Annotated in this window: 23 protein-coding genes; 19 read left to right on the top strand and 4 right to left on the bottom strand. The window is 68.9% G+C overall.

The genetic code is table 11. The features are described 5' to 3' along the window. Genes G6N51_RS02850 through fadD1 form a run of 8 tightly spaced genes read left to right on the top strand, consistent with a single transcriptional unit; the run spans position 1 to position 7,853 of the window. The gene (locus G6N51_RS02850; RefSeq protein WP_083171486.1) at positions 1–1,125 is read left to right on the top strand and encodes an acyl-CoA dehydrogenase family protein; all 1,125 of its coding nucleotides are present in this window, start codon (positions 1–3) and stop codon (positions 1,123–1,125) included. Continuing rightward, positions 1,122–1,622 carry a MaoC family dehydratase gene (locus G6N51_RS02855; protein ID WP_083171485.1) on the top strand — a complete coding sequence of 167 codons (501 nt, stop codon included), beginning with the start codon at positions 1,122–1,124 and terminating at the stop codon, positions 1,620–1,622. The genes G6N51_RS02850 and G6N51_RS02855 overlap by 4 nt, the downstream gene beginning before the upstream one ends. Before the next feature lie 7 nt (positions 1,623–1,629). After that, complete coding sequence (locus G6N51_RS02860; RefSeq protein ID WP_083171484.1) at positions 1,630–2,073, top strand: hotdog family protein; 444 nt, start codon at positions 1,630–1,632, stop codon at positions 2,071–2,073. Further along, entirely contained in the window at positions 2,070–3,272 is a 1,203-nt protein-coding gene (locus G6N51_RS02865) for a thiolase family protein (protein WP_083171483.1), read from the top strand. The genes G6N51_RS02860 and G6N51_RS02865 overlap by 4 nt, the downstream gene beginning before the upstream one ends. Positions 3,273–3,274: 2 nt before the next feature. Then, positions 3,275–3,676 carry a Zn-ribbon domain-containing OB-fold protein gene (locus G6N51_RS02870; RefSeq protein ID WP_083171482.1) on the top strand — a complete coding sequence of 134 codons (402 nt, stop codon included), beginning with the start codon at positions 3,275–3,277 and terminating at the stop codon, positions 3,674–3,676. A 27-nt stretch (positions 3,677–3,703) separates the two neighbouring features. Next, positions 3,704–4,660 carry an alpha/beta hydrolase gene (locus G6N51_RS02875; protein WP_083171554.1) on the top strand — a complete coding sequence of 319 codons (957 nt, stop codon included), beginning with the start codon at positions 3,704–3,706 and terminating at the stop codon, positions 4,658–4,660. After that, entirely contained in the window at positions 4,657–6,267 is a 1,611-nt protein-coding gene (locus tag G6N51_RS02880) for a flavin-containing monooxygenase (RefSeq protein WP_083171481.1), read from the top strand. The genes G6N51_RS02875 and G6N51_RS02880 overlap by 4 nt, the downstream gene beginning before the upstream one ends. Continuing rightward, a complete protein-coding gene (gene fadD1, locus G6N51_RS02885) occupies positions 6,264–7,853 on the top strand; it encodes a fatty-acid--CoA ligase FadD1 (protein ID WP_083171480.1) in 1,590 nt (529 codons plus the stop codon). The genes G6N51_RS02880 and fadD1 overlap by 4 nt, the downstream gene beginning before the upstream one ends. Here the strand turns inward: fadD1 and G6N51_RS02890 are convergent. Next, complete coding sequence (locus G6N51_RS02890) at positions 7,829–8,704, bottom strand: DMT family transporter (protein WP_232078166.1); 876 nt, start codon at positions 8,702–8,704, stop codon at positions 7,829–7,831. The two genes, fadD1 and G6N51_RS02890, sit on opposite strands and share 25 nt — an antisense overlap. Positions 8,705–8,962: 258 nt before the next feature. Between G6N51_RS02890 and G6N51_RS02895 the strand changes: the two genes are divergently transcribed. From G6N51_RS02895 to G6N51_RS02910, 4 genes are all read left to right on the top strand, one after another. Continuing rightward, positions 8,963–10,060 (top strand): ferredoxin reductase, encoded by a 1,098-nt coding sequence (locus tag G6N51_RS02895; protein WP_083171479.1) that lies wholly within the window; start codon positions 8,963–8,965, stop codon positions 10,058–10,060. Between the two features lie 28 nt (positions 10,061–10,088). Continuing rightward, complete coding sequence (locus G6N51_RS02900) at positions 10,089–11,483, top strand: fatty acid desaturase family protein (protein ID WP_372510054.1); 1,395 nt, start codon at positions 10,089–10,091, stop codon at positions 11,481–11,483. Between the two features lie 113 nt (positions 11,484–11,596). Beyond that, entirely contained in the window at positions 11,597–12,961 is a 1,365-nt protein-coding gene (locus tag G6N51_RS02905; protein WP_232078167.1) for a molybdopterin-dependent oxidoreductase, read from the top strand. Next, positions 12,954–13,478 carry a hypothetical protein gene (locus G6N51_RS02910; RefSeq protein WP_083171477.1) on the top strand — a complete coding sequence of 175 codons (525 nt, stop codon included), beginning with the start codon at positions 12,954–12,956 and terminating at the stop codon, positions 13,476–13,478. Before G6N51_RS02905 ends, G6N51_RS02910 begins: the two co-directional genes overlap by 8 nt. On the opposite strand, the gene G6N51_RS02915 is transcribed toward G6N51_RS02910, so the two are convergent. Continuing rightward, positions 13,455–13,775: an SHOCT domain-containing protein gene (locus G6N51_RS02915; protein ID WP_083171476.1), complete on the bottom strand. Its 321-nt coding sequence runs from the start codon at positions 13,773–13,775 to the stop codon at positions 13,455–13,457. The genes G6N51_RS02910 and G6N51_RS02915 overlap by 24 nt on opposite strands. Before the next feature lie 551 nt (positions 13,776–14,326). Here G6N51_RS02915 and G6N51_RS02920 point away from each other — a divergent pair. The 6 genes from G6N51_RS02920 (at position 14,327) to G6N51_RS02945 (ending at position 19,774) form a co-directional block, all read left to right on the top strand. Beyond that, on the top strand, positions 14,327–14,635 hold the full coding sequence (locus G6N51_RS02920) for a hypothetical protein (RefSeq protein ID WP_142274917.1): 309 nt from the start codon (positions 14,327–14,329) through the stop codon (positions 14,633–14,635). Positions 14,636–14,682: 47 nt separating this feature from the next. After that, positions 14,683–16,290, top strand: a complete 1,608-nt coding sequence (locus G6N51_RS02925) for a class I adenylate-forming enzyme family protein (RefSeq protein WP_083171474.1) — start codon at positions 14,683–14,685, stop codon at positions 16,288–16,290. Then, a complete protein-coding gene (locus tag G6N51_RS02930) occupies positions 16,277–17,050 on the top strand; it encodes a class II aldolase/adducin family protein (RefSeq protein ID WP_083171473.1) in 774 nt (257 codons plus the stop codon). Before G6N51_RS02925 ends, G6N51_RS02930 begins: the two co-directional genes overlap by 14 nt. Before the next feature lie 52 nt (positions 17,051–17,102). Next, positions 17,103–18,371 (top strand): amidohydrolase family protein, encoded by a 1,269-nt coding sequence (locus G6N51_RS02935; RefSeq protein WP_083171472.1) that lies wholly within the window; start codon positions 17,103–17,105, stop codon positions 18,369–18,371. Positions 18,372–18,485: 114 nt separating this feature from the next. Next, complete coding sequence (locus G6N51_RS02940; RefSeq protein ID WP_083171471.1) at positions 18,486–18,956, top strand: GbsR/MarR family transcriptional regulator; 471 nt, start codon at positions 18,486–18,488, stop codon at positions 18,954–18,956. Continuing rightward, the gene (locus G6N51_RS02945) at positions 18,953–19,774 is read left to right on the top strand and encodes a class I SAM-dependent methyltransferase (RefSeq protein ID WP_083171470.1); all 822 of its coding nucleotides are present in this window, start codon (positions 18,953–18,955) and stop codon (positions 19,772–19,774) included. The genes G6N51_RS02940 and G6N51_RS02945 overlap by 4 nt, the downstream gene beginning before the upstream one ends. A 1-nt stretch (position 19,775) precedes the next feature. Here the strand turns inward: G6N51_RS02945 and G6N51_RS02950 are convergent, their stop codons facing one another. Next, positions 19,776–20,795, bottom strand: coding sequence for a nitronate monooxygenase (locus G6N51_RS02950; RefSeq protein WP_083171469.1), 1,020 nt, complete (start codon positions 20,793–20,795; stop codon positions 19,776–19,778). Positions 20,796–20,905: 110 nt separating this feature from the next. On the opposite strand from G6N51_RS02950, the gene G6N51_RS02955 reads away from it, so the two are divergent. Further along, positions 20,906–22,507, top strand: a complete 1,602-nt coding sequence (locus G6N51_RS02955; protein WP_083171468.1) for an arylsulfatase — start codon at positions 20,906–20,908, stop codon at positions 22,505–22,507. On the opposite strand, the gene G6N51_RS02960 is transcribed toward G6N51_RS02955, so the two are convergent. Beyond that, on the bottom strand, positions 22,504–23,178 hold the full coding sequence (locus tag G6N51_RS02960; protein WP_232078168.1) for a PadR family transcriptional regulator: 675 nt from the start codon (positions 23,176–23,178) through the stop codon (positions 22,504–22,506). The genes G6N51_RS02955 and G6N51_RS02960 overlap by 4 nt on opposite strands. Between the last annotated feature and the right edge of the window lie 31 nt (positions 23,179–23,209).

Consider the following 23,209-nt stretch of genomic DNA (forward strand, 5'->3'; position numbering starts at 1 on the left):
ATGAGAGCGACGCCCACCGGCGAACAGCGCGAGTTCGCTTCCTCGCTGCGCGCCCTGCTGGCCGCCGAGTGTTCCGTGTCGCTGGTGCGCGCACTCAACGAACCGGCCGCCGACCGTCGCATCCCGCGGCTGTGGAAGGCGCTGACCGACGCCGGTGTTCTCGGGCTGGCCATCGGCGAGGAATACGGCGGCTCCGGCGGCTCGCTGGACGATCTCGCCGTCTTCTACACCGAGGCCGGCCGCGCGCTGTGCCCGACGGCCGTCCACAGCAGCATCCACGCCGCCCTCGCGATCGATCAGCTCGGCCGCCCGGAGGCCAAGCAGGCCTGGCTGCCGCGCCTGGCGTCCGGCGCCGTCCGCGGCACCACCGCGCTGTGGGGCGCGCACGACGCCGCGGTGGTGTCGCCCGCGCTGCGGGCCGAGCCGGCGTCCACGCGATGGCGGCTCAACGGCGCCGCGGACTACGTCGCCGACGCCGACGCCGCCGATGTCATCGTGATATCGGCTGCGGCGCAATCGTGTTCGCTGGTGTTTCTCATCGACACCCGTGCACCCGGTGTGACGATGGAACCGCTCGCCATGGCGGGCGGGCACCGGGCATGCAGCGTGCGCTTCGACGACGTCACTGTCGGCGCCGACGCGCTGGCGGGCGAGGTCACCGCCGCGGCCTTGCGGCGCCTGGCCAACACGGCGGTGGCATTGGGGTCGCTCGACCTGGTGGGGGTCGGGCAGGCCGTCATCGAGCGCACCGTCGACTACACCAAGCTCCGGCACCAATTCGGCCGGCCCATCGCGTCGTTCCAGGCCGCCCAGCACTTGGTCGCCGACATGCACATCGCCCTGGCGGCGGCGCGGCTGGCCGCCCACGCGGCGGTCTTCTGGATCGCCCGCGGCCGCACGGCGACGAGGGAGACGGCGATCGCGCGCATGCACGCCGCCGGCGCGGCCAGGTTGATCACCCTGGATGCCCACCAGTTGCACGGCGGCATGGGGTATGTCACCGAGACCGACCTGCACCTGTGGTCCGAACGGGCGCGGCTGGGCTCGACGTGGGGCGGCGGAACCGATGTCGCCGCGTCGTGGCTCGAGGAGACGTTGGACGAGAACACCGAGGAGCGCCGGTGAGCGAAAACAGCCTGATCGACGCGGAGTCGGCGTCGCGCGTCGGCACGGTCGCCGCCACGGCGACGGGCGAGGTGAACCGGCGCGACTGGCAACGGTGGGCAGCGGCGATCGGCGACCATAATCCGTTGTGGTTCGATCCGGAGTACGCCAGGGCCAACGGCTTTCGCGACATCATCTGCCCGCCCCTTTTCCTGCAGTACGCCGTGCTAGGTGTCACGCACCTCGAGGCCCTGCGGCCCGACGGCTCCTCTGGCGCGATCTCGGGCAGCCTCGCGTTTCCGCGCGCCCCCAAGCGGATGGCCGGTGGGGAGAGCTTCGCCTTCCACCTACCCGCGTACCACCGCGACGAGGTGGAGATGGTGCGCAGCATCGCTTCCATCGTTGAAAAGCAGGGCCGCTCCGGCAGATTCGTTCTGGTCACCTGGCACACCGTGTACCGCAATCAGCACCAAGACCTGCTCGCCGAAGCGTCGACGTCGATGATCGCCCGCCCCTAGGAGCGCCATGACCGGCCAAGTCTTTTACGAGGACGTCGAGGTGGGCCAGCGCATGCCAGAGCTCACCGTGAGCGTCGACGAGACGCAGTTGTTCTTCTTCAGCGCCGCCACCTACAACGGTCACCGCATCCACTACGACAAGGATTGGGCGCGCACGGTCGAAGGTTACGACGACGTCCTGGTCCACGGCCCGTTGCAGGCCGCGCTCCTCGGCCGGGCCATCGGGGACTGGATCGGCGGGCGCGGCCGGCTGGTGTCCTTCGCCGTGCAGAACCGGGCGGTCGCCCACCCCGGCCAGCCGCTGACCTTCGGCGGCACGGTCACCGGCAAACGGCTCTCCGACGAAAGCGCGGGGCTGGTGGACCTCGAGATCGCCGGCCGCCGGGGGGAGACGGTGCTGACGCCCGGAACGGCGACCGTCGAGCTGCCCCGACGCGGAAACCGGTCGTGACCGGCCTGCGCGGCGAGGCCGCGATCGTCGGCATCGCCGAACTGCCGGCCGAACGCCGTCCCACCCGCACGCCGCTGTTCACCCTCGACCAGTACGCGTTGCTCGCCAAGATGGTGATCGAGGACGCCGGCGTCGACGCCGCACGCGTCAACGGCTTGCTGACCCACGGCATCGCCGAGTCGGCGATGTTCGCGCCGGCCACGCTGTGTGAATACCTCGGGCTGGCACTGGATTTCGGCGAGCGGGTCGACCTCGGCGGGGCCACTGCGGCGGGCATGATCTGGCGGGCCGCGGCCGCCGTGGAGCTCGGTATCTGCGACACGGTGCTGGCCGTGGTGCCCGGATCGGCATCGCAACCGCAGTCCGAGAAGCGGCCGCCGCCGGCCCCGAATTGGTACGGGGCGTCGTCGAACAACTACGGGTCCCCGCAGGCGGAATTCGAGATCCCCTACGGCAACGTGGGGCAGAACGCGCCGTATGCGCAGATCGCCCAGCGCTACGGCGCCGAGTTCGGCTACGACCCCGCGGCGGTGGCCAAGATCGCCGTCGACCAACGCGCCAACGCCTGCGCCCATCCCGGCGCGGTCTTCCACGGCACCCCGATCACGGTCGACGACGTCCTCGGAAGCCCGATGATCGCCGACCCCATTCACATGCTGGAGACCGTGATGCGGGTGCACGGGGGAGCGGGCGTCCTGATCGCCGACGCCGACATCGCCCGGCGCGGCCGCCACCGCCCCGTGTGGATCACGGGTTTCGGCGAACACATCGCGTTCAAGACCCCGACCTACGCCGAGGACCTGCTGCGCACCCCAATCGCCCGCGCCGCCGACCGGGCGTTCGCGATGGCCGGCCTCACCCGCTCCGACGTGGACGTGGCGTCGATCTACGACTGCTACACCATCACCGTGCTGATGACCCTCGAAGACGCCGGCTTCTGCGACAAGGGCCGGGGGATGTCGTGGATCGCCGGCCGCGACCTCACCTGCCGCGGCGACTTTCCCCTCAACACAGCCGGTGGGCAACTGTCGTTCGGTCAGGCCGGCATGGCCGGCGGCATGCACCACGTCGTCGACGGTGCCCGGCAGATCATGGGCCGGGCCCGCGACGCGCAGGTACGCGACTGCCACACCGCGTTCGTCACCGGCAACGGCGGCATCATGAGCGAGCAGGTCGCGCTGCTGATGCGGGGGGACTAGCGATGGACATCCCCGTTCCCGAACCGACGCCGGTGTCGCGGCCCTTCTGGGATGCCCTGGCCCGGCACCGCATCCTGATCCAGTACTCGCCCTCGCTGGGGCGCTACGTGTTCTATCCGCGCACACTCGCCCCGGGAACGTTGGCCGACGACCTGGAATGGCGTGAAATCGACGGCGCCGGAACGCTGTACACGTTCACGATCGCCCGCCGGCCCACCGGCCCGCCCTGGGCGGACGCGCTGCCACAGCTGCCCGCCGTCGTGCGGTGGGACGCCGGACCGAAAGTCAGCACCGAATTGGTCGACGTCGAGCCAGGCGACGTCCATATCGGCATGCGGGTCGCGCCGGTGTTCTACGATCTGCCCGAAGACGGAATCACCCTATTGAAGTACCGGCCGGCGTGACCCTCCACGACGAGGTCGGAGGTGTACATGGACGACCCCTTTGACGGCGTCCGGGCGATGTTGCGCGAGTTGGACGCGGGATTCCCGCGCGTCGAGACCATGACCGCCGCGCAGGCCCGCGCGGCCGTCGCCGAGCGGCGCCGGCCCGTCGACAACCTCGACGACGTCCGCCGCACCGAAGAACGGTCGATTCCCGGCCCCGCCGGCAGCATCCCGGTGCGGATCTATCACCCGCACGGCGAGCCACAGGACGACCGCGCCGCGATCGTGTTCTGCCATGGCGGTGGATTCGTGTTGTGCGACATCGACTCCCACGACGGCTTCTGCCGTGCCCTGTCCCGCGGCACCCGGGCGGTCGTCGTGTCGGTCGACTACCGGCTCGCCCCCGAACACCCCGCTCCAGCGGCCGCCCTGGACGCCTTCGCGGCGTTCCGCTGGGTGGTCGACCACGCGTCCGAACTGGGCATCGACCCGGCGCGGACGGCCATCGCCGGAGACAGCGCCGGCGGCAACCTCGCCGCGGTCACCGCCATTCGGTGCCGGGAAAGCGCGGTGGCCGGGCCCGCCGCGCAACTCCTGGTCTATCCGGTCATCGATCCGAGTTTCGACACCGACAGCTATCGGCGCTGTGCCACCGGTTTCTTCCTGACCGCCGCCGCCATGCAGTGGTACTGGCGCCAGTACCTCGGCACCGGAACCGCCTGTGCCGAAACGGCTTTGGTGGCACCGGCCCGCGTGGATTCGCACGCCGACCTCCCACCCGCGGTGATCGTCACCGCCGGCCTCGATCCGCTGCACAGCGAGGGGTGCGACTACGCGCGCCGGCTACGCGACGCCGGGGTGCCCGTGGTGCACCGTGATTTCCCGGGTCTGTTCCACGGCTTCCTGACCATCCCGTCCTTCCCACCGGCGGCCTCGGCGCTCGACCTGATCTGTGCCGACCTTCGTGGGCTGCTCCGGTCGACCGTCGGCGAGGCGACATGAGCCGCGATGCGGGGGCCGCCGTGGCCGACGTGATCGTTATCGGTGCGGGGTTCGCCGGGCTCTACGCCGTGCACCGGGCCGCGTCGGCCGGCCTGTCGGTGATCGGCCTCGAGGCGGCGCCCGACGTGGGCGGCACCTGGTATTGGAACCGCTACCCGGGTGCCCGGTGCGACGTCGAAAGTGTGGACTATTCCTACTCGTTCGATGAGGAACTCCAGCAGAGCTGGACGTGGACCGAGCGGTTCGCCGCGCAACCGGAGATCCTTGCCTACCTGCGCCACGTCGCCGACCGGTTCGATCTGCGCCGCCACTACCGGTTCGGGGTCGACGTTACCGGCGCCGCCTTCGGAGAAGGCCGATGGCGGGTCCGCACCCGAGACCAGCGCACCTACGCCGCCCGGTTCCTCGTCGCCGCGACGGGCTGCCTGTCGGCGGTCAACCGGCCGGATATCCCCGGTGTCGACGACTTCGCCGGCGAGGTGTACTTCACCGCTGCGTGGCCGCGCCAGGACCCCGACCTGCGCGGCAAGCGGGTGGGCCTGATCGGCACGGGATCCTCTGGCATCCAGGCGGTTCCGATCGTCGCCGCCCAGGCCGATCGGCTGGTGGTGTTCCAGCGATCCGCGAACTACAGCATCCCGATGCCCAACCGCCCCTGGACGCCGGAGGAACAACAACAGATCCGGGAGCAGTATCCCGAGCGTCGCCGCATCTCCGCCTACGCGGCATCGGGCACACCGCACGGCACGTACCACAAGAAGGCGGTCGACACCGACCCGCAGGAGCGCATCGACGCGTTGTGGCGGCGCTGGCGCGAGGGTGGCGTGCTGTTCGCCAAGACCTTCCCGGACCAGAACTCCGACCTGGCCGCCAACCACATCGCGCGGGAATTCGCCGAGGAGCGCATCCGCGAAATCGTGGCCGATCCCCTCGTCGCCGGCGATCTCATCCCCGCCGACCACCCGATCGGGACGAAGCGAATCTGCACCGACGCCGGCTATTACGCGACGTTCAACCGGGACAACGTCCGGTTGGTGAACCTGCGCCGCGAACCGATCGAGGCGATCACCGCCGGCGGCGTGCGGACGAGCGCCGCGACGTATCCCTGCGACGTGCTGGTCTTCGCCACCGGCTTCGACGCGCTGACGGGTGCGCTGACCCGCATCGACCCGGTGGGGCCCAGGGGAGTGCGACTGCGCGACGTGTGGGCCGACGGCCCCCTGACCTTCCTCGGGCTGATGGTGCCCGGCCTGCCGAACCTGTTCGCCGTCAGCGGGCCCGGCAGCCCCTCGGTGCTGGCCAACATGGTGCTGCACGCCGAGGTTCAGGTCGACTGGGTCATCGAGCTGATCTCGGCCGTCCGCCGCCTCGGGGTGACGGAGGTCGAACCGCGCCGCGACGCCGCCGAGGCCTGGACGGACCATGTCGCGGAGGCGGCCGAGCAGACGCTGTTCCCGAAAGCGGCGTCGTCGTGGTATCTGGGCGCCAATATCGAAGGCAAGAAGCGGGTCTTCATGCCTTACGCGGGTGGGTTCGGCACCTATCGGCGCCACTGCGACGACGTGGCGCGTCGGGATTACGCCGGGCTGGTGCTCACCACCCGATGATCGAGACGGTTCAGCAACTGCTGCGGCAGCGCCGGCACGACGACACCCCGGCGCTCGCCCACGGCGACCGCGTGTGGACCTGGCGAGAACACCTCGCGGAGGCCGAGGCGGAGGCCGCCGCGCTGATCGCCGTCGCCGACCCTTCCCGTCCGCTGCACGTCGGGGCCCTGCTGCCGAACTCCCCGGCGATGCTGCGCGCCATGGCCGCGGCCGCGCTGGGCGGCTACGTGCTGTGCGGGATCAACACGACGCGGCGCGGGGCGGGGCTGCTGGCCGACATTCGACGCTCCGACTGCCAGCTGCTGCTCGCCGACCCCGAACACCTCGCGCTGTTGGATGGCTTGGACCTCAACGGCATTCAGGTGCTCGACGTGACCGGCGCACGCTACGCCGAACTGGTCTCCGCGGCGCCGCCCCTGGTTCCGCACCGCGAGGTCACCGGCGGCGACACCCTGATGATGATCTTCACCTCGGGGACCAGTGGCGACCCGAAGGTCGTCCGGCTGGCCCACGCGATGGCGATCATGTGCGGCGCCAGCCTGATCTTCCAGTACGACATCACCGCCGCCGACGTCTGCTACCTGTCGATGCCGCTCTTTCACTCCAACGGTGTCGCCGCAGGATGGGCGGTCGCCATCGGCGCCGGCGCCACCATGGTCCCGGCCAGGTTCTCGCCGTCCCGCTTCCTGGACGACGTGCGGCGCCACCGCGTGACGTACCTCAACTATGTCGGCAAGCCCCTCGCGTTGATCCTGTCCACTCCGGAGCGGCCCGACGACGCGGACAACCCGCTGCGGGTGGCGTTCGGCAACGAGGCGACCGACCGCGACATCGCCGAATTCGCAAGGCGGTTCGGCTGCCGGGTGGTGGACAGCTTCGGCTCCAGCGAGTTCGCGGTGATCGTCGTCCGTGAGGACGGCACCCCGCCGGGATCGATCGGCAGGCCGTACCCGGGCGTGAGCGTGTACAACTCGACGACGCTCACCGAGTGCGCCGTCGCCGAATTCGACGAACACGGGGCGCTGACGAATTTCGACGACGCGGTCGGCGAGCTCGTCAACACCCAGGGCGCGGGGCCGTTCGCCGGCTACTACAACGACCCGGCGGCCACGGCCGAGCGCATGCGGCACGGCATGTACTGGTCCGGCGACCTGGCCTACCGGGACGCCGACGGCTGGATCTACCTCGCCGGACGCACCGCGGACTGGATGCGGGTGGACGGCGAGAACCTGGCGGCGGGGCCGATCGAGCGCATCCTGGGACGCCTGCCCGAGGTCAGCCAGGTCGCGGTCTACGCGGTGCCCGACGACCGGGTCGGCGATCAGGTGATGGCCGCGCTGGTGTTGCGCGCCGGTACGCGGTTGACGCCGGATCGCTTCGCCAAATTCCTTGCCGCGCAACCTGACCTGTCGCCCAAAGCCTGGCCCCGATATGTGCGCATCAACGCCGACCTGCCGACGACCGCGACCAACAAGATCCTCAAGCGTGCGCTGATTGCCGCGGGCGTCAGCGCGGAGGGCGGCGTCTTGTGGACGCGCCCGGCGCGCGGCACCGCCTACCGTCAGCTGACGGCTTCGTCGGCCTGAGCCGGATCAGCGACCGCGTGCGGCGCTTCACCGAACCGCGCCAGCACGAGTGTCGCCGACACCGCCACCACGAAGCCCGCGATGACCAGCCAGCCGAGCCCGTCGCGCGCGCTGTCGCCCAGCCACACCGCTCCGACGAACGCGGGCGCGACGGTCTCACCGACGACCATCCCCGCGACGGCCGTGGTCACCGAGCCGCGGTGCAGGGCGGAGGTCAGCAACAGGAAACCGGCGGCCCCGCCGGCGGCCGCCGCATACAGCGCCGGGTTGGCGTAGAAGGCGCGTTCGGTCGGATCGATCACCTCGATCAGCCGCACGCCGACCTCGATGACCCCGAAACCGGTCCCGGCCGCCAGCCCCAGCGCCAGCGCCCGCGGCCGGTCCGGCAGCCGGCCCGCCACGGCGCCGGCGACGAATATGGTGGCCGACACACCGAGCAAAGCCCAGCCGAGCCCGGCCGGGGCGTGCCGGAAGTGCCCCGGGCCCGCCGCGAGTGCGAGCACGACGAGGCTGGCGCAGACCACGCCCACCGCGGTCCATTCCCCCCGCGACAACCGTGCCGACAGCAGCCATGCGGACGCGACGCCGGTCACCGCGATCGACGCGGCCAGCGCCGCGGCGACCACGTAGATGGGTACCAGGCGCAACGCCGCCACCTGAAGGAGGAAGCCGATCCCGTCGAGGCCGACGCCGACGACGTAGCGCCATTGCCGCGCGGCGCGCATCAGCAGCACGGTGTCGACACCCGAGCCGCTGCCGGCCTCCACCGAACGCGTCGCCGCTGCCTGTAGCACCGACGCCGTGCCGTAGCAGACGGAGCAGCCGAGCGCGAGCAGGAATCCGATCAGCACACGTCGAACAATAGGCCTCCGGCCGGGCAGGTGCGGGCGGGCGGCTCGCTGGGAATCCTCTGAACAAATGTTTGGGCGACGGCCCGTGTGGGCACCTGACAACTACGCATGGCTTCGGGCCCAGTCGGGGCCCCAATGAGAATTGGTGAACAGCCATGCGTTGTCTTTGTGTTCATTGACTGTCTGTCAAACAAGTGCGCTGCAAGGCAATTCAAAGTGGACGTTTAAACTCAGTGTACAACTGTGTACTCTAGCGCCATGGCTGAACGAGGCGCGGAACCCCAGGTCCCACGCGGACGCCGGCTGTTCCTGCGGGCCGTGCGGCGGTTGTTCAGCCCGCTGCAGCCGGACGACTATCTGGAGATGATCAACCCGCTCTGGACCACCAAAGAGCTGCGCGGGAGGGTCGAGGCCATCGAGCAACAGGGCTCGGAAGCTGCCAGCGTCCTGATTCGCCCCGGTTACGAGTGGCCCGGGCACAAGCCCGGTCAGTACGTGCGCCTCGGCGTGGTCATCGACGGTGTGTACCACTGGCGGGCGTACTCGCTGACATCGGATCCCGCGCCCGAGGACGGGCTGATCAGCGTCACGCCGAAGCGGGTCGACGGCGGCGTGGTGTCACCGTATCTCGTGCACAAGATTCAGCCGGGGGACCTGGTGCGGCTCGGCGAGATCGAAGGCGTGTTCACCCTGCCGGAGCCCGTGCCGGACAAGATGCTGTTCATCAGCGCCGGCAGCGGCATCACGCCGATTATCAGCATGCTGCGCGACCTCGACCACCGCGACGAAATGCGCGACGCGGTGGTCATACATTCCGCGCGCACCCGCGAGCAGGCCATGTTCCTGTCCGCGCTGGAAGAGCTCGAGGAACGCCACGAGGGCATGCGGCTGGATCTGCGCCTCACCTCCGAACAGGGACGGCTCACACCCGCCGACTTGGACGAGGTGTGCCCCGATTGGCGCGAGCGCGAGGCGTTCTGCTCGGGTCCCGGCGAGATGCTCGACGCGCTGATCGAGCACTGGGAGGACAACGGGGATCGGGACCGCCTGCATTTCGAGCGCTTTCAGCCGAAGATCGGGGGCGACGCCAACGCCGGCGAGGGCGGCATGGTGTGCTTCCTGGACAGCGACAAGGAAGTCGAATGTGACGGGGGCACATCGATTCTCGAGGCCGGTGAGAAGGCCGGTCTCAACCTCGCTTATGGCTGTCGCATCGGAATCTGCCATACCTGCGTCGGGACGCTGAAATCGGGCAAGCTGCGCGACCTGCGCTCGGGTGACGTGATCGAACCGACCGAGCAGGACGTCCGAATCTGCATCAACACCGCCGAGGGCGACGTCGAACTCGAACTCTGATGGAAAGGAGCGGCTTGTGACAACTGCCGTGAAGAGGATTGGGGAGTCACCGCTTTCCCGCCTGGGGGAACAAGAACTGGAAAAGCTCGCGAAGGAATTCGACGCGATCCACGACGAGGTGTTCGCCGATCTCGGCGATCGCGACCGCCGTTACATCAAGAACGTGATCTCGGCGCAACGGCAGATCGTGGTGGCCGGCCGGGTGCTGTTGCTGGCGTCCCGCTCGAAGACCGCGTGGCTGCTGGGCACCGCCTGCCTTTCCATGGCCAAGATCTTGGAAAACATGGAGATCGGCCATAACGTGATGCACGGGCAATGGGACTGGATGAACGATCCCGACATCCATTCCTCGGTATGGGACTGGGACACGGCGTCGACCGCCGAGTCGTGGAAGCACTCCCACAACTACATCCATCACACCTTCACGAACATCCTCGGCAAGGACAAGGATCTCGGCTACGAGATCATGCGCATCGACCCCAACCAGAAGTGGGCCCCGCGCTACCTGGGCCAACCGATCTACAACCTGCTGCTGACGATCCTGTTCGAGTGGGGCGTGGCCGTCCACGACATGGACATCGACGCGATACGTAAACGCGAGAAGCCGTGGTCGGAGGTGCGCAAGGACCTGCGCGGCATCGGCGTCAAGGCGCGCGCGCAGATCTACAAGGACTACCTCGGCTGGCCGGCCATCAGCGCCGGCGCCTTCGCGCTCACCCAGCTGGCTTTGCGCGGCCGGCTCGAGCAGCCGGCCAAGTCCCGGTTGGGCAGGAGGCTGCGCACGATATCCAACGGGGGCCGCATCGGTGCCGCGGCGACCTTCCTGGACAAGGTCGCTCCGGGCGTCGAGAGCACCTACCTGCGCACGCTGGCCGCCGATGCGCTGGCAAACGTCGTCCGCAACGTGTGGGCGCACGCGATTATCTTCTGCGGCCACTTCCCGGATCAGGCCTATACGTTCACGCAGGAAGAAGTCGAGAACGAGACGCGCGGCGGTTGGTATGTACGCCAGTTGCTCGGCGCCGCGAACATCGAGGGCAGCCCGCTGTTCCACATCATCAGCGGCAATCTCGGTTACCAAGTCGAACACCACCTCTACCCGGACATGCCGAGCAGTCGATACTCCGAGATCGCGCCGCAGGTCAAAGACATCTGTGAGCGCTACGAGCTCCCGTACAACTCGGGGCGGTTCGGGAAACAGTGGTTGATGGTGCACCGCAGCATCTTCCGCTTGGCCTTTCCCGGGGGAAAGCCGCGGCCGAAGCCCGGTCCCTACCACGGCAATGTCCATCGTCCCGACCCCGAGCGGCCCAGCGAGAGCGCCACGTTCCGCGACCGCGTCCCGGCCGAGCACCCGGCCGCGGGCCCCGAACACGAGGCCAGCGGCGTCGAGGTGCAGCCCCCGCCGCGGGGCAAGGACTGACGCTGCGGCACGTCGAGACCGGCGACATCACCATCCGGCCGACAGTCCAGGGCTAGCACCAAGTCGCGGGATCTGAACCATTTTCGTCGACCGCTCGTGCATGATCATCGATGATGCAGCGCATCCGCAGATCCGATAGCGAAGACACCGAGCCGACGGGTGATTCCGGCGGGTACGGGTTTCCGGTGCGGCTGTGGCGCGTGCTGGACGAGCACCCGCCCCCGGGCGTCGCGCGGGCGCAACGGTGGCGCAGCCCGCTCCGGGGGCCGTGGCTGACCTCCGTGTTCGGCGCGGTGCTGCTCGTGACGCTGCCGATCGTCGTCGTCACGGGCCTGCTGTCCTACATCGCCTACGGGCCGCGGTTGGGGCAGGCCATCCCCGGCGACGTCGGCTGGCTGAAGCTGCCGACGTTCGATTGGCCCACCAACCCGTCATGGCTCTACCGGTTGACCCAGGGACTGCACGTGGGGCTGGGGCTGGTGCTGATCCCGGTGGTGCTGGCCAAACTGTGGTCGGTGATACCCAGGCTGTTCGCGTGGCCGCCCGCCCGGTCCATTGCCCAGCTCCTGGAACGGGTTTCGCTGCTGATGCTGGTCGGTGGTGTCCTGTTCGAAATCGTCACGGGCGTGCTGAACATCCAGTACGACTACGTCTTCGGCTTCAGCTTCTACACCGCGCATTACTTCGGCGCGTGGGTATTCATCGCCGGGTTCGTCGTGCATATCGCGATCAAGATCCCGACCATGTGGTCGGGCCTGCGCTCGATCTCACCGCGCGACGTCCTGCGCACCGGGCGCGCCGCCACCACCGCCCAGGCGTGGGAACCGGACGGGCTGGTCGCCGCGGACCCGCGCCCGCCCACGATGAGCCGCCGAGGCGCCCTGGCCCTGGTGGGCGGCGGCGCGCTGTTCATGGCGGTCATCACCGCGGGCCAGACCCTGGGCGGCTACGCGCGGCCGGCCGCGCTGCTGCTGCCGCGTGGGCGCACCCGTGGGGACGGGCCCAACGACTTCGAGATCAACCGGACCGCGGTGGTGGCCGGTATCTCCGCCGAAAACGCCGGTGAGCGCTGGCGCCTGACCTTGACTGGCGGCCCGGGCCAGGTGGTGCTCGATCGCGCCGCGCTGCTGGCCATGGCGCAGCACACTTCCGTGCTGCCGATCGCCTGCGTGGAGGGTTGGTCGACCACCCAAACCTGGAGCGGGGTGCGGCTGGCCGACCTGGCTCGCCTGGCCGGCGTGCCCGCACCGGAGTCGGCGCACGTCTCTTCGCTGGAGCGCGGGGGCGCGTTCGGCCGCGCGACGCTGCAGGGGAGCCAGGTGCTGCACCCCGACGCGCTGCTGGCCTTGCGCGTCAACGGTACCGACCTGTCCCCGGACCACGGCTTCCCGGCGCGCATCATCGTGCCCGCGCTGCCCGGGGTGCACAACACCAAATGGGTGGAGTCCATCGACTTCCGGGTGGTAGGAAATGCCTAGCGCGCGAAAGGGTTTCGTAAGGGTCTACGGGTCCCGCCCGCTGCATCTGCTCATCCTGATCGCCGGTTTCGCGCTCTTGGGCTATGTGGTGGCCACCATGAAGCCGGACGCGTTGTGGAACCCACCGGTGTGGTGGCAGTCGATCATCGTGTGGTTCGCCGCGGCCATCGTCGCCCACGACCTGGTGTTGTTCCCGGTCTATGCGTTTCTCGACGGGGTGCTGTCGCGGGGCGTCGCCCACCAAGCACCATCGCGCGTGCCGGTGGTCAACCACATCCGGATGCCCGCCCTGGGCGCCGGCCTGACGCTGCTGGTGTTCCTTCCCGGCATCATCAAGCAGGGCGCCCCCACGTACTCGGCCGCGACCGGTCAGACCCAGGACCCCTTCCTGGGGCGCTGGCTGCTGCTGACGGCGGCGATGTTCGGGGCCAGCGCCGTGGTTTACGCGGTCCGCGTGGCGACGGCGCATCGACACACCGAGGAAGCGGCCGACCTACATGTTGGCGATGATCTGTAGACGCTGGGCGCAGTACTCGGTGTCGGTGATGGCGCCCCGGGCGTGCAGATCCTCGAGTTGTTTGAGGCGGTCGTAAAGCGGCGGCTCGGGCCGGGGCATCGTTGCGCCCTTGGTGGTCCATCCCGCGCCCAGATCGATGAGCCGCAGCGCGAACAGCACACCGGCGCCGGTGATCGGCAAACCGAGATACAGCATCCACTCCAGTGGCACGCCCGCCCGGCTCAGCGCGAAATACCGCGTCAGCAGCACCAGCGCGAGCATCCCGCCGGCGAGCAGCACGACGACCTTGCTTTTCATCCCCGGTGTACCTCCGTGTCGTTCGCTGCGGTCGGCAGCGGTGGTGAGCCGAGTCCAACCCACCCGCACCGCTACCGATCCCAAAGGGCGTCGGGCGACTTCACCGTCGGGGGCGGCCCTGGAAGGATCCTTGCGGACTTCTTGGAGTGTTCTTGGAGGCCGGGCGTGTCGGTACGCATCGTTCGGCACGCGATTACAGTGGGAATCGTGGTCGATGGGCACGGACGGGCAGCGGCCGCGATGTGCGGCTTCGTGGCCGCACTTGTCTTCGCGCCGGGGAACATTGCGGGGACGCCGGCAACGGCAAATGCCTTGGCGCCGTCCACATCCTCATGGGGCCACGGAAGTGCCGTTGGGGCCGGGCTCCCCGGTTCTCCCTGCTTCATCGGCCTCAACTGCGGATGTGTTCAGCACTGTCAGCAGCCGCCACACCCCCGTCCTCCGAATGTTGCCGTGGATCCGCAGCGCCCCCCTCACGCGTCGGTGCCGCCGAATCCCTAGTCCCGCCGCGACATGCGTAGCCCGCGTCGAGTAACTAGAGTGGAGAGATCGTGAAGTATCGACAAGCCCGGTCCGTGACCGCGTTGTGCGGTGTTCTGGCGGCGCTTGTCGTCGCATTCGCATGGTCGCCCGGTGACGTGGCCCCAAGGGCATCGACCGCCGGTTCGTCCTCGAGTGTGACCCCCGCGCCCCCGACCCCGGGCGGCGCCCTGCCGGTGCAGCCCGCCGGCGGGGGCGGCTGCATCATCGGCCTCAACTGCGGTTGCACCCGCAACTGCCACAAGCCCCGCCCGCGCCCACCGGACGTCGCGGGCGACCCGCAACACGCCGCGCCCGCACCCGCCCCGCAGGACCCCTAGCGGGCATTGGCCAACACGGCCGCGGACGGCTTTCCTATCATCTGCTCATGGAGACCGCGGGCTCGCCGGCATTCACCGACGAGGATTCGGCCCGGTTCCGAGCGGCCGGCTTTTGGTCTGACACGACTCTGTCGGACGCGGTGCGCCGCAACGCCGAACGGTCACCGGATCGTCTCGCCTACGTAGACCATTGCGGAACCGCGCTGACCTGGCGTGAATTCGACTGTGCCGCAACACGTTTAGCTGAACAGCTGGCCGGCGCGGGGATTTCGCCCGGTGACCGGGTGGCGGTGTGGCACGGCGACTCCGTCGCCCTGCACGTGCTCTTCGTGGCCGTCGAGCGCTGCGCGGCCGTCGTCGTCGGCATCGGCGCCCGGGCGGGCACCCGTGAGGTCGCCGCGATACTGCGCGGCGCGCGGCCGAAGATCGTGATCAGCGATCGGCAACGCGGCGACGCGGCGGCGGCTGTCGCCGACGAGCTTTCGCTTCCCGCCCTGGGCTTGAGCGCCGACGCCGGCGCGCCGCGACTGGACGTCCCCGTGCGGCCCAGGCCGCTGGCCGACGGAATCCGACTGGGTCCCGACGACGTCTTCCTCATCAACTCCACCTCCGGGACCACGGGCCTGCCCAAGTGCGTGGTGCACACCCAGAATCGTTGGCACTACTTTCACCAGAAGGCCGTCGCCAACGGCCGGCTGACGCCGGCAGACGTCTTCCTGCCCGTCATCCCGACGCCGTTCGGCTTCGGGCTGTGGACCAGCCACACCACGCCGATCTATCTCGGCGCCACCGCGGTCATCCTGGACCGGTTCAGCACGGGGGCGACCTGCGAGGCCATATCAGAGCATCGGGTCAGCGTATTGTGTTGCGTCAGCACGCAATTGACCATGCTCATCGCCGATCCGGCGACCCGCCGCCACGACCTGAGCTCGCTGCGGGTCGTGTTCACCGGGGGCGAGGCGCTGCCGTACCGACCCGCCGCCGAGTTCGAGGAACTCACCGGCGCGAAGATTCTGCAGTTCTACGGCTCGAACGAAACCGGGCTGCTCAGCGCCACGACGGTGGACGACCCGCGCGAACGCCGGCTACGCACCGGCGGCCGGATCGTCCCCGAGATGGCGGTGCGGCTGTTCGACGGGGACCGGGACGTCACCGAGACGGGACGGGGACAGCCGGCGTGCCGCGGCCCGGCGACCAGCCTGGGCTATCTGGGCGGGACCGATCACGACAAGCTGTTCACCCGGGACGGGTGGATGCGCATGGGCGACATCTGCGAAATCGACGCCGACGGATATCTGACGGTCACCGGGCGGACCTCGGATTTCATCCTGCGCGGCGGCAAGAACATCAGCGCGACCCAGGTCGAGGACGCCGTCGCGACCCACCCCGCCGTCGCGGTTGCCGCGGCGGTCGCGATGCCCGACCCGGTGTTCGGGGAAAAGGTCTGCCTCTACGCCGAACTCGTCGACTCGGCCACCGTGGACCTGCCCGAGCTGACCGAACACCTGCTGGCGCTGGGGGTGTCCAAGGAGCTGCTGCCCGAACGGCTCATCGTGGTCGACGAGCTTCCGCGATCGTCCGGCGGGAAGGTTGCCAAAGGCCGGCTCCGCGAGGATATTCGAGCCAGAATGGAGGCCGGTCATGAACGCTCCTGACGCCCGCCGGGGCGGCCTGGAAGTCTGGGCGCCGTCGGTGGTTCCTCCGATCGGTGTCGAGCTCTCCAACGAGCAGGCGCTCGCCGTGGCCTTCCGCCACCTGGCCGGCATCGGATTCGCCGAGAACATGGCGGGACACATCACCTGGCAGCCGGACGGTCGCACGGAGATGCTCGTCAACCCGTGGGGGCTGTGGTGGCAGGAGATGACCGCGTCCGACATCTGCGTGGTCGACGCCGATGCGCGGGTGCTGCGCGGCCGCTGGGACGTCACCCCGGCAATCCACATTCACACCGAGCTGCACCGCGTCCGCGCCGACGCCCGGGTGGTCATCCACAACCATCCCTACTACGTCTGCGTGCTCGCGGCGCTGGGCAGGCTGCCCGAATTGGTGCACCAAACCGGCTCGCTCTTCCTCGACGACCTGTGCCTGGTCGACACCTACGACGGCGAGGTCGACAGCCCCGCGCGCGCGGCGGAACTGGCGGCCCGCATCGGCACCGCCAACCTGACCATCCTGGCCAACCACGGCGTCATCGCGACCGGCCGCAACCTGGCCGAGGCCGTCTACCGGGCGGCGTCGATCGAACGCGTATGCAAACTGGCCTACGACGTGCTGCTCACCGGCATCGAGCCGATGGCCATGAAGTGGTCGGACATGGCCGGCATGCAGCGGTCGCTCGTCGAACGCGCGGCCGACGTGTACTGGGCGGGGGCGGCCAGAATGACCATCAAGGCCGATCCCGGCGTGCTCACGTGAGCGGCACCGTCGCCCCACACGCAACGACCCCGTCCGGCAAGGAGATTGACGAGTGAAATCGATCGACGAGCTGGCCGCCGACCTGAACTTCACCACCGCCAAGACCGGCGGGCAACGCTCGGTCACCTTCCTGCCGGACCCGCCGCGGGCGCCCCGGCGCTACACGGTGATCTCGGTCGACGACCACATCGTCGAACCGCCGGACACCTTCACCGGGCGACTGCCGCGCAAGTTCGCCGACCGGGCGCCCAAAGTCGTCGAGACCGCGGGCGGGGGACAGACCTGGGTCTACGACGGCCGGGAACTGCCCAACGTCGGATTCAACGCCGTCGTCGGCCGCCCGGTTGCGGAGTACGGCTTCGAACCGGTCCGGTTCGACGAAATGCGCAGGGGCGCTTGGGATATCGACGAGCGCGTCAAGGACATGGACCTCAACGGCATCTACGCCTCGCTCAATTTCCCGTCCTTTCTGCCCGGGTTCGCCGGCCAGCGGCTGCAGCAGGTGACCACCGACCGCGACCTGGCGCTGGCGTCGGTGCGCGCGTGGAACGACTGGCACCTCGAGGTGTGGGCGGGCTCCTATCCCGAACGGATCATTCCCTGCCAGCTGCCCTGGCTGCTGGATCCGGAGCTCGGCGCGCAAATGATCTACGAGAACGCCGAGCGTGGCTTCCACGCGGTGACGTTCAGCGAGAACCCGGCGATGCTGGGGTTGCCGAGCATCCACTCCGGGCACTGGGACCCGATGATGGCGGCGTGCGCCGAGACGGACACGGTCGTGAACCTGCACATCGGCTCGTCGGGGTCCTCGCCGTCCACCACCGACGACGCGCCGCCGGACGTGCAGGGCGTGCTGTTTTTCGCCTACGCCATCTCGGCGGCGGTCGACTGGCTGTATTCCGGCCTGCCCAGTAGGTTCCCCAGCCTGAAGATCTGTTTGTCGGAGGGCGGAATCGGCTGGGTCGCCGGGCTGCTGGATCGCCTCGACCACATGCTCAGCTATCACGCGATGTACGGCACCTGGCAGGCGCTGGGCGAAAGCCTGACGCCCGCGGAGGTTTTCACCCGTAACTTCTGGTTCTGCGCCGTGGAGGATAAATCGTCGTTTGTGCAACGCGACCGGATCGGCGTCGACAACATCATGCTGGAGGCCGACTACCCGCATTGCGACTCCACCTGGCCGCATACCCAGCAGACGATCCACGAACAGATCGGCGACCTGCCCGCGGACGTGATCCGTAAGTTCAGTTGGGAGAACGCCTCTCGCCTGTACCGCCACCCGGTGCCGGCAGCGGTGCAGCGCGACCCCGAGGCGTTCTAGCCGCGTCAGTGGGTGACCAGCCCCGCGGAGAAGACACGTGCCAACGCTGAGGCTGTTCCACGACGGCCCCCGCCGTATACTACGTTCAGTATGTACTTAACGTAGTGGAGGATCATGTCGCCGGAAGAGGCCGAGTTCGCCGACCGCATGGGGCTGTTCTTCGAACTTCTCGGTGCCACTCGCACCATGGGGCGGGTGTATGGGTGGCTACTGATCTGTGATCCACCCCGCCAGTCGTTGACCCAGCTGGCTGACGCGCTGTCGGTGAGCAAGGCCTCGATCAGCACCGTTGCCCGGCAGTTGCTGGAAGGCGGGATGGTGGAGCGATTGCCCAGCCCGAACCGCCAACACCTTTACCGGGTCACGCCGGGCGGCTTCACCAGCGTTCTGGAAACGCAGTTGTCCCTGATGCGGATGGGGATCGAGCCCGCCGAGTTCGCCCTGGCCGTGCTGGGTGAGGACCGTGCCGACCAGCGCCAGCGGGTCGAGGATTTCCGCGATTTCTGCGAGTTCTGCACCAACGCCTACCGCGACCAGCTCATGCAGATGTGGACCGAATATCGGGCGGCAAGGAGAAAGCCATGACTTCGACGGACAAGGTCGACTTCAGCGGGGTTCCGTGGGGCTCGGTGGAATGGACCAACCTCGTCACCCTGTATCTGCGTGCCCATGAAAGCCGTTCCAAGCGGCCAATTCTGGGTGACAAGGCGGCCGCGGAAGCGGTGGAGGCCATCGAATACGACTTCAAGAGAATCCATCGGAGCTCGCTGCCGGCGTCGAACCAATACCTGGTCGCCTTGCGGGCCAAGGCGCTCGACGACTGGTGCGCGGACTTCTTAGAGCGACACTCCGACGCGGTGGTCCTGCACCTGGGTTGCGGCCTCGATGGCCGCGCCTTCCGGCTCGCCGTGCCGCCGTCGGTTTCGTGGTTCGACATCGACCAACCCGGTGTCATCGAGCTGCGACGGCGCCTCTACGACGACACGGAGCGCTACCGGATGATCGGCTCGTCGGTGACCGACGCGGAGTGGCTGGAGCAGATCCCGACCGGGCGCCCCACGCTGATGGTCGCCGAGGGCCTGCTGATGTATTTGACCGAGCAACAGGTGCGGCAGCTGCTGCAGCGCTTGACCGACCGATTCGATTGCGGCGAAATGCAGTTCGACACGCTCTCGGCGCTGGCGCCGCTGCTGTCGAAGCTTTTCACCAGGGGGATCATCAAGTGGGGCATCCGCGACGCGCGGGAGTTGCAGGCGTGGAACCCCAGGATGCGGTTGCTCGAGCGGGCGTCGACCCTGGCCGGGTATCAGCAGATCGAATCGACGGCGGTGCGGTCGATCTACCGGTTGATGTGGTACGCGGGGGGCCGCAACTACGACGTGCTCAACCGCTTCGAGTTCTGAATCACACCAATGAGGCCAGCCGCTGCAGGATCGCGGCCGCGGGTTCCGCGGTGGCGTGTCGGTATCCGGTGCCCGCCCACAGATGCACGTAGTCGGGCTCGCCCGCCGCGGCGGCGGTTTTGCGCAGGGGGCTGGTGAGGTGATGGAGTGCGGGATACCCCAGCGGCGCCTGCGCCTCGTGGGCGTCGATGAACGCGTTGCGCAGCCCGCGGGCCGGGCGGCCGGTGAAGGCGTGCGTGAGCACCGTCTCGGTGTACCTGGGATCGGTCAGCGCCGCCTGGTGGGTGGCCGAGGCGCCGCTTTCGTCGGCGCGCAGCAGAACGGTCCCGACCGCTGCCGCAGCGGCGCCGGCGTGGATCACCTCCGCGACCGCCGCGGCAGTGGCGAGGCCGCCCGCCGCCAGCACGGGCAGCGGCACCGTTGCGACGATCCGTTCGACGAGCTCGGCGATCGGCACCGGTGCCAACGGCTTCCGCGGCGAGAGCGTGCCAGAATGCCCGCCGGCGGCCACCGCCTGGACGGCGAGCATGTCGACCCCGGCGTCGCGCGCCTGCGCCGCCTCCTCCGGAGTGGTCACCGTCTGGACCACGACGGTGCCGGCCTTGCGCAGGTCGGTGATCACGCCGCGGGCCGGAATGCCGAAGGTGAACGACACCAGCGGGACCGGGTCGTCGAGCAGCAGCGCGACCTTCTCGTCGAATCTGTCGTCGTCCTCGATCGGGTCCGGCGGCAACGTCAGGCCGAACCGGTCGGCGTCGCGCTGAACGACAGCGGCGTAGGCCCGGTACTTCCCGGGGTCGACCGGGAGCGGGTTGGGCGCAAACAGGTTGATGCCGAACGGGATTCCCTCGGCGCGGACCTGCTTGAGCTCGGCTTCCACGGCGTCCACGGTCTTGTAGCCCGCGGCGAGCATGCCGAAGGCGCCGGCGCGGTTCGCCGCCGACACCATCGCGGGCGTGGTCGGGCCGCCGGCCATCGGGGCGGCTACGAGCGGAATGGACATCCCGAACTGAGCCAGCATCTGAACACCCTTCCCGTCCGCGCGGGCGCGCGCAGCGCCGCTTCGACAATAACGACGGGCCCTCGCGGCGGCATTCCGCCCTGGCGCCGGACCTGGCAGGATGCTTCACCGTGAAGAGGCCCAACTTCCTCGTGATCGTGGCGGACGACCTCGGGTTTTCCGATATCGGCGCGTTCGGCGGCGAAATCGAGACGCCCAACCTCGATCGGCTCGCCCACGCGGGGATCCGGTTCACCGATTTCCATTCCGCGCCGGCCTGCTCGCCCACCCGGGCGATGCTGCTTACGGGAACCGACCACCACGTCGCCGGAATCGGCACGATGCTGGAGGTCGCGGGTCCCGGCTTCCGCGGTGCGCCCGGCTACGAGGGCTATCTCAACGACCGGGTCGTGGCGTTGCCCGAACTGCTGCGCGACGCCGGGTACCTGACCTTGATGTCGGGCAAGTGGCATCTGGGCGCCACCATCGAGAGATCGCCCTGGGCACGCGGATTCGAGCGCTCCTTCGCGTTGCTGCCGGCCGGGGCCAGTCACTTCGGGGGCGGCGGCGCCCGCAGTTTCTCGCCCGTGCCAACGCTTTACACCGAGGACGACCAGTTCGTGACCGTCGGGGACGACTTCTACTCGTCGGACTCCTACACCGACAAGCTCCTGCAATACCTGCGGGAACGCGCCCCCGGTGATGACCGGCCGTTCTTCGCGTACCTGCCCTTCCAGGCGCCGCACTGGCCGCTGCAAGCGCCGGACGAATCCATCGCGAAATACCGCGGCCGCTACGACGCCGGGCCGGACGCGCTGCGTGAGGAGCGACTGGCGGCGCTCAAGCGGCTGGGCCTGTGCCCACCGGACGTCGAGGCGCACCCGGTCGTCGCCGACGGTGCCCCGGAGTGGGCCGAGATGACCGCCGAACAGCGCGCGGCGTCGGCCCGCAGCATGGAGGTCTACGCCGGCATGGTCGACCGCATGGACTGGAACATCGGCAGGGTGATCGACTACCTCTCGGAGAGCGGCGAACTCGACGACACGGTCGTTATCTTCCTGTCCGACAACGGCGCCGAGGGCGCCATCGTCGAAGCGATGCCACTGCTCGGACCCCGCATCGTCGCGCAGATCGAAAAGCATTGCGACAACAGCCTCGACAACCTCGGCCGGGCCTCCTCGTTCATCTGGTACGGGCCGCGGTGGGCGCAGGCCGCAACCGCGCCGTCACGGCTGCACAAGGCGTTCACCACCGAAGGCGGGATCCGGGTGGTCGGGTTCGTCACGTGGCCGGGCTTTGACCGGCAGCGTCAGATCGGCACCGCGTTCAGCACCGTCATGGACATCGCCCCGACGGTGCTCGAACTGGCTGGGGCCGCACATCCCGGCACGGCCTACCGCGGGCGCGAGGTGGCACCCATGCGCGGCCGCTCCCTGGTGGGGTACCTGTCGGGCGGCGCGGAGACCGTGCACGACGCCGAGACCGGCACCGGCTGGGAGTTGTTCGGCCGCCGCGCTATTCGCCAGGGCGCCTGGAAGGCGCTGCACCTGCCCGCACCGTATGGCCCGGGCAGCTGGCAGCTCTACGACCTCGCTTCGGATCCGGGCGAGATCCACGACCTGGCCGACTCGCACCCCGACAAGCTGGCCGAGCTGCTGACGCTGTGGGATCGCTACGTCGAAGAGAACGGAGTGATCCTCGATCCCGTCTCGGTGTTCGACGTCGCGTTCTAGCTGACGGCAACCGCGTGCTCCGAGCGCGCGCCTTCGCGGGCTCGGGCGAGGAGCCGTTCGAGCCGTTGTCGCGCCCCCGGTGTCATCCCGACATCCGAGGTTTCCCGCCATGTGTCAACCTCGGCGAGCGTCTCCTCGCACCAACGGTTGAGCAGCAATATGAATTCGCCATACAGCGACGCTGAGCGTTCGGTGAGGTGCAGTCGCTGCGGGAACTGCCCTCCCCTGGCTAGCAGATCCTCGAGAAGCGTTGTGCCATCGACGAGAAGTTCGTGCGCCTGCCGTGCCGTGGTCTCGACGGCCGCGCGTAGTTCTTTGACGGATCCTTGGTCGGCCAGCAGTACGCGGAGAAGGCCTTCGATCTCGAGAACCGGAGGAGCCGGTTCGGTCCCGAGCCAGTCCTCGAGCGCGACGCGGCCGGCCGGGGTGATCGTGTAGCGCGTGCGTTGACGACGGCGACCTTCGATCAACTCGGCGTGGGCGTGGCCACGCTCGACGAGCCGCTTCAGCTCCGCGTACAGGTGAGCTTCGGAGCGGGGCCAGAAGTGGTGAAGGCTGCGTTTGGCCTGCGCAACCAGCTCGTAGGCGGTCCACGGCTGGATGCCGAGGAGGCCGAGCAGCGCGAAAGAAGTGGCGGTTGGCTGACTTACCATCCCTTGACAATACTCCATACTGGAGTAAATTTTGCTCTACCGTGGAGTA

It is taken from the genome of Mycobacterium paraseoulense, assembly GCF_010731655.1.
Classification (GTDB): domain Bacteria; phylum Actinomycetota; class Actinomycetes; order Mycobacteriales; family Mycobacteriaceae; genus Mycobacterium; species Mycobacterium paraseoulense.

Bases quoted from the DNA above. Each gene is read 5' to 3' on its own strand.
- G6N51_RS02905 (WP_232078167.1), top strand. From the start codon at position 11,597: ATGCAGCGCATCCGCAGATCCGATAGCGAAGACACCGAGCCGACGGGT.
- G6N51_RS02940 (WP_083171471.1), top strand. From the start codon at position 18,486: ATGTCGCCGGAAGAGGCCGAGTTCGCCGACCGCATGGGGCTGTTCTTC.
- G6N51_RS02915 (WP_083171476.1), bottom strand. From the start codon at position 13,775: ATGAAAAGCAAGGTCGTCGTGCTGCTCGCCGGCGGGATGCTCGCGCTG.
- G6N51_RS02930 (WP_083171473.1), top strand. From the start codon at position 16,277: ATGAACGCTCCTGACGCCCGCCGGGGCGGCCTGGAAGTCTGGGCGCCG.
- fadD1 (WP_083171480.1), top strand. From the start codon at position 6,264: ATGATCGAGACGGTTCAGCAACTGCTGCGGCAGCGCCGGCACGACGAC.
- G6N51_RS02875 (WP_083171554.1), top strand. From the start codon at position 3,704: ATGGACGACCCCTTTGACGGCGTCCGGGCGATGTTGCGCGAGTTGGAC.
- G6N51_RS02910 (WP_083171477.1), top strand. From the start codon at position 12,954: ATGCCTAGCGCGCGAAAGGGTTTCGTAAGGGTCTACGGGTCCCGCCCG.
- G6N51_RS02850 (WP_083171486.1), top strand. From the start codon at position 1: ATGAGAGCGACGCCCACCGGCGAACAGCGCGAGTTCGCTTCCTCGCTG.
- G6N51_RS02895 (WP_083171479.1), top strand. From the start codon at position 8,963: ATGGCTGAACGAGGCGCGGAACCCCAGGTCCCACGCGGACGCCGGCTG.
- G6N51_RS02960 (WP_232078168.1), bottom strand. From the start codon at position 23,178: ATGGAGTATTGTCAAGGGATGGTAAGTCAGCCAACCGCCACTTCTTTC.
- G6N51_RS02925 (WP_083171474.1), top strand. From the start codon at position 14,683: ATGGAGACCGCGGGCTCGCCGGCATTCACCGACGAGGATTCGGCCCGG.
- G6N51_RS02860 (WP_083171484.1), top strand. From the start codon at position 1,630: ATGACCGGCCAAGTCTTTTACGAGGACGTCGAGGTGGGCCAGCGCATG.
- G6N51_RS02945 (WP_083171470.1), top strand. From the start codon at position 18,953: ATGACTTCGACGGACAAGGTCGACTTCAGCGGGGTTCCGTGGGGCTCG.
- G6N51_RS02950 (WP_083171469.1), bottom strand. From the start codon at position 20,795: ATGCTGGCTCAGTTCGGGATGTCCATTCCGCTCGTAGCCGCCCCGATG.
- G6N51_RS02870 (WP_083171482.1), top strand. From the start codon at position 3,275: ATGGACATCCCCGTTCCCGAACCGACGCCGGTGTCGCGGCCCTTCTGG.
- G6N51_RS02880 (WP_083171481.1), top strand. From the start codon at position 4,657: ATGAGCCGCGATGCGGGGGCCGCCGTGGCCGACGTGATCGTTATCGGT.